Below are 4951 nucleotides of genomic sequence, written 5' to 3' on the forward strand. Positions count from 1 at the left end.
GGTGGATACGCTGGTGGTCGGCGCGTTCATCGAAGCCCGCAGTTGCGAGCGTTTCGAGGCGTTGGTGCCGCATCTGGATGAGGAGCTGGGCAAGTTCTATTTCGGCCTGCTGAAAAGCGAGGCCCGGCATTTCCAGGGGTATCTGAAACTGGCCTATCAATACGGTGACGCCAAGGACATCGCCCAGGTGATCGACAAGGTGCGCGACGCCGAACAGGCGTTGATCGAGTCGCCGGATGTGGAGTTCAGGTTTCACAGTGGTGTGCCGGTCGCGGCGTGACAACGTGTCATCTTCAATAATTGTAAAAAACTCTTAAAAGAATGAAACATCGCTAAAAACCGGCTTCCATGGCCGGTTTTTGCTGTCTGCGATAACCGTCCCTTCACCGATTGGCGCCATAATGCCGGCCATTTCATTCAAGGGTTGGCAGACGGTCATCATGGAGAGTCTGGGTTTTGGCAAAGTATTGCTGGTGGAAGACGACGAGAAGCTCGCCGGGCTGATTGCGCATTTCCTGTCCCAACACGGTTTTGAAGTCCGCGAGGTACACCGCGGAGATCTCGCGGTAGCCGCTTTCCTTGAATTCAAACCGAAAATCGTCGTACTCGACCTGATGTTGCCGGGCCAGAGCGGCCTGCACGTGTGCCGCGAAATCCGCAGCGTATCCGACACCCCCATCGTCATTCTCACCGCCAAGGAAGACGACCTCGATCACATACTCGGCCTGGAATCCGGTGCCGACGACTACGTGATCAAACCCATCAAGCCCCCCGTGCTGCTCGCTCGTCTGCGTGCCTTGCAACGCCGTCAGATGCCGGACAGCAGTGTGTGCAGCTCACTGGAATTCGGTCATCTGAGCATCGATCGCAGTTGCCGCGAAGTGCGCCTGGCGGGCGAGGGCATCGAGCTCACCACCATGGAATTCGAACTGCTGTGGTTGCTGGCCAGCGCTGCCGGCAAGACGCTGTCCCGCGACGACATCCTCAACCGCATGCGCGGTATCGCCTTCGACGGCCTCAACCGCAGCGTCGACGTGTACATCAGCAAATTGCGCGGCAAGCTCAAGGACAACCCGCGCGAACCGGTGTGCATCAAGACCGTGTGGGGCAAGGGCTATCTGTTCAATCCGTTTGCGTGGGAGCTGTAGATGCTGCGGTTATTTTTGGGACTGTTTCTGGTGATGACGGTTGGCCTGGTACTGGGGCTGCAAACCGTCGAGCGCACGTTCGATGCGCTGCTCGATGGTCAGATGCGCAGCTACAACCAAGAGGCGGTGCGTGGTCAGGCCTGGTCGCTGGTCGAGCAATTGCGCGGCCTGGACAGTCCGGCCCGGGAGCGACAGTTGGAAGCCATACGCCCTCACTACGGTTTGGGCCTGGCTCTGGTCGAGACCGATCAATTGTCTCTGACCGGTCAGGAACAAGCCGAGTTGGCCCAGGGCCTGCTGGTGATGCGCGACAAGTACACGCAGTTCATCTCGCGCATTGACGACGGTTCGCAACTGCTCAGCATCAAGCTGCCGGCCGAGCCGAGTCTGATGCCGTTCTACATTGCCGCGGCCTATCTGATGATCGCGGTGATGATCGGTTTTGTATTGTTTTTCTGGGTGCGCCCGCACTGGCGCGATCTGGAGACACTGCGCCTGGCCGCCGAACGCTTTGGCGACAACGACCTGTCGGCGCGCATCCAGCTGTCCAAGCGCTCGAACATTCGTGATCTGGCCGAACACTTCAACCTGATGGCCGCGCGCATCGAGGGGCTGATCGCCAACCAGCGCGAGCTGACCAACGCGGTGTCCCATGAGCTGCGCACACCCATCGCGCGGTTGTCGTTCGAACTCGACCAACTCAAGCAACAGCCCGACCCAACCCAGAGCCGCGAGTTGATCGCCGACATGTACGCCGACCTCGGCGAGCTGGAAGAAATGGTTTCCGAGTTGCTGACGTACGCCAGCCTTGAACGCGGTGCCACGGTGATTACCCGGGAAAACATTCAGGCCAGCCATTGGTTAGACAGCGTGGTGGGCAGCGTGACGCTGGAGGCTGAAGCCGCCGGGGTGCAACTGCTGATTGTCGAATGTCAGGTTGACGAAGTTCGTATCGAACCGCGCTTCATGGCCCGGGCAGTGATCAATTTGCTGCGCAATGCCATTCGTTATGCCGACCAGAGGGTAGAGGTGTCGTTGGTGCGCACCGGTGATCATTACGAAGTGCAGGTCAACGATGATGGGCCGGGCGTGCCGCTGGACGGGCGGGAGAAAATCTTCGAACCGTTCTCGCGCCTCGATGCCAGCCGCGACCGCCGCACCGGTGGTTTCGGCCTGGGCCTGGCGCTGGTGCGGCGGGTGTCTCAATCCCATGGCGGGCAAGTGGAAGTGGCGGATTCGCCGTGGGGCGGGGCGTCGTTTCGCATGACCTGGGCGCATTTGGATTAGCGGCTCAAGCCCAGGCGTTCATGCCACTGGGCAATGGATTCTACCGGGTAGACCTCGAATTGCTGGTCCCCCGGATACACCTCGACTTCCACCCACGGCGCCTTGGAGCCGAGCATCAGGTGCGTGTGCTCGGGCGGCACCGGCAACGGGGTGTCGATGGCCGAGGCAAACGGGTGAATCAGCTCCGGCCATTCAGGGCTGAACAGCCATAATCCCGAGCCGCACAGGGAACAGAAATGCCGCTCGGCGGTGCTGCGCCGGGCGCGCTTATCGCCTTCGTCCTTGAGCCGCGCATGGTAAATCGAGATGTGCTTGCGACCACGCACCTTGAGGCTCTGGGCGTCGCCCGCCAGGTTGATCGCATAACCGCCACCGCCCTGGGTCTTGCGACAGATGGAGCAGTAGCAACGCTGATAAGGGTAGGGGTGGGCGCTGGTCAGGCTGAACGACACCGCGCCGCAATGGCAGGAGCCTTCGAGCTGCATGGGGGCCTCCGATGGGGTTGGGATGACTCAAGACAGACTAGACCGTAAGCGTTTCTGCACTTGAATTTATACCCGAGCTATCGCGGTCTACCGGTTAGGCACCCGCCACAAATACCACGACGCCACCGTCCGATAAGGGCTCCATGCCAGCCCGATATCAATCATCTGCTTGCGACTCGGCTGTTGTTCCAGCCCCTTCATCCGGCGATAACCCTCACGCACTCCAAAGTCATCGGCCGGCAAAACGTCTGGCCGCTCCAGGCTGTAGATCAGCAGCATCTCCACGGTCCAGCGGCCCACTCCGCGCAAGGTGATCAAACGCTCGATCAATGCTTCATCGTCCATCGCCAGCGCCGTGGCGTAGTCCGGCACCACGCCGTCCAGAGCCGCCTGGGCGATGCCCTGAATGGTTGCGATCTTGCTGGCGGAAAAGCCGCAACCGCGCATCTGCTCGAAGTCGGTCGCCAGGATCTGCTCGGGTCTGGGGAAGGTGCTCGCGGGAAACAACGCCAGCAGCCGGCCGACAATCGCATCGCCAGCCTTTGCATGCAGTTGCTGATAGGCAATCGCCCGCACCAGCGACTCATAAGGATCGCGCGCCGCATGGGGTTGATGCAGGCAAGGGCCGATGGCGCTGATGTGGCGCTGCCAGTCGGCATCGAGGGCCGAGAGGAATTGGCTGGCCAGTTGATAGGTGTCGGGCATGGAGCATCCTGAGGGGCGGGTGGCTGCGGGAAGACTAGTCGTCTCCCCGCAGCGCCGCACTCCATTGCTTGCGGTCAAACTTTGCCGGTCGGGGCCAGCAGGGCGTTCACTTGGCTGTAGGTGAAGGCCTTGAGGTGACTGCTGTCGAGCGTGCCGGTTTGCAGAAAGCTTTTGGCCAGGCCGGCCATGGCGCCGTAGAGGAATTCGGCGATGCCCGAGCCGGCGCTCAAACGGCGCACGCCAAGGGCTTGCAGTTCTTCAGGCGAAGGCAGGCCCGGGAAGCCGAGCACGTTCAGCGGCAGCGTCGTGCCGTGGCACAGGGCGTCGATCTCGTACGCCGCCGTGACGCCAGCGGCGAACAGTCCGTCGGCACCGGCCGCCTGATACAACGCGGCGCGTTTGAGCGTCTCGGCGACGCGATCTTCGGCCGGCACCAGGCCCCTGAGGTACACGTCAGTGCGGGCATTGATGAACAGCTTCACATCCCGGCGATTGGCAACCTGGCGCGCGATTTCGATCTTGCGGGCCAGCAGGTCGGGCGAGGCAGCACCGTCCTCGATATTGATCCCCACGGCACCGGCGGCGATCACCGCGTCGACCACTTGCGCAACTCGGTCCAGGTCATCGGAATAACCCGCCTCAATGTCCACGCTCAACGGTACGCTGATGACCCGGGCGATGGATTCGACGGTGGAAACCAGCCGCTCAAGCGGCAAGGTGTTGCCATCCGGATAACCATGCACCCAGGCCACCGCTGCGCTGCTGGTGGCCACGGCTTTGCTGCCCAGCTGTTCCACCAGTCGCGCCCCGGTGGCGTCGGCGACGTTGGTCAGAATCAACAGCCCGCTCTGGTGCAGTTGATGGAATTGAGTGTCGAGTGTGTCCATTGAATGTCCCTCCTTATGACTTTTTATTGAAAAACAATGGAGTGATCAGAATGCCAGTTGTTGGGTGATTTGCACCGCGGCGCTTTCCAGCCTGAGCAGAAACGCTTTACGCGGTTGTCCACCACCATAGCCGGTCAACGAGCCGTCTGCGCCGATCACCCGATGACAGGGCAGCACAATCGCCAGACGGTTTTGCCCGTTGGCCATGCCCACGGCGCGACTGGCGCCGGGCTTGCCCAGTTGCGCGGCAATCGCGCCATAGGTGCTGGTCTGGCCGTAGGGGATCTTCATCAATTCGCTCCACACCTGCTTGGCGAACGCGCTGCCGGGCAGGTGCAGGGGCACGTTGAATTCGCTCCGTTTGCCGGCGAAGTATTGCGCCAGTTCCTCTTCGATCTGCTGCAAATGCCCGTTGTGTCCGGGGGCCACGGCGTAGCCA

General features: G+C 61.4%; 7 protein-coding genes. 3 read left to right on the top strand and 4 right to left on the bottom strand.

The window, feature by feature from the left end; translation table 11 throughout:
* The 3 genes from miaE to AC1DLB_RS21130 form a co-directional block, all read left to right on the top strand.
* Positions 1–280, top strand: a 280-nt coding sequence (miaE, locus tag AC1DLB_RS21120) for a tRNA isopentenyl-2-thiomethyl-A-37 hydroxylase MiaE (RefSeq protein ID WP_477785583.1), incomplete at its 5' end; no start/stop codon positions are given.
* A 160-nt stretch (positions 281–440) separates the two neighbouring features.
* Entirely contained in the window at positions 441–1148 is a 708-nt protein-coding gene (locus tag AC1DLB_RS21125; protein ID WP_064621290.1) for a winged helix-turn-helix domain-containing protein, read from the top strand.
* Entirely contained in the window at positions 1149–2435 is a 1287-nt protein-coding gene (locus tag AC1DLB_RS21130; RefSeq protein WP_477742977.1) for an ATP-binding protein, read from the top strand.
* Here the strand turns inward: AC1DLB_RS21130 and AC1DLB_RS21135 are convergent.
* From AC1DLB_RS21135 to AC1DLB_RS21150, 4 genes are all read right to left on the bottom strand, one after another.
* A complete protein-coding gene (locus tag AC1DLB_RS21135) occupies positions 2432–2920 on the bottom strand; it encodes a GFA family protein (RefSeq protein ID WP_019648936.1) in 489 nt (162 codons plus the stop codon). The genes AC1DLB_RS21130 and AC1DLB_RS21135 overlap by 4 nt on opposite strands.
* Before the next feature lie 87 nt (positions 2921–3007).
* Positions 3008–3625, bottom strand: a complete 618-nt coding sequence (locus AC1DLB_RS21140; RefSeq protein ID WP_064618238.1) for a DNA-3-methyladenine glycosylase family protein — start codon at positions 3623–3625, stop codon at positions 3008–3010.
* Between the two features lie 74 nt (positions 3626–3699).
* Positions 3700–4512, bottom strand: coding sequence for an isocitrate lyase/PEP mutase family protein (locus AC1DLB_RS21145; RefSeq protein WP_086946052.1), 813 nt, complete (start codon positions 4510–4512; stop codon positions 3700–3702).
* Positions 4513–4557: 45 nt separating this feature from the next.
* Positions 4558–4951: methylated-DNA--[protein]-cysteine S-methyltransferase (locus tag AC1DLB_RS21150; RefSeq protein ID WP_477785584.1), on the bottom strand; the 394-nt coding region annotated here is incomplete at its 5' end.

The organism is Pseudomonas sp. 05N434 (assembly GCF_056396965.1).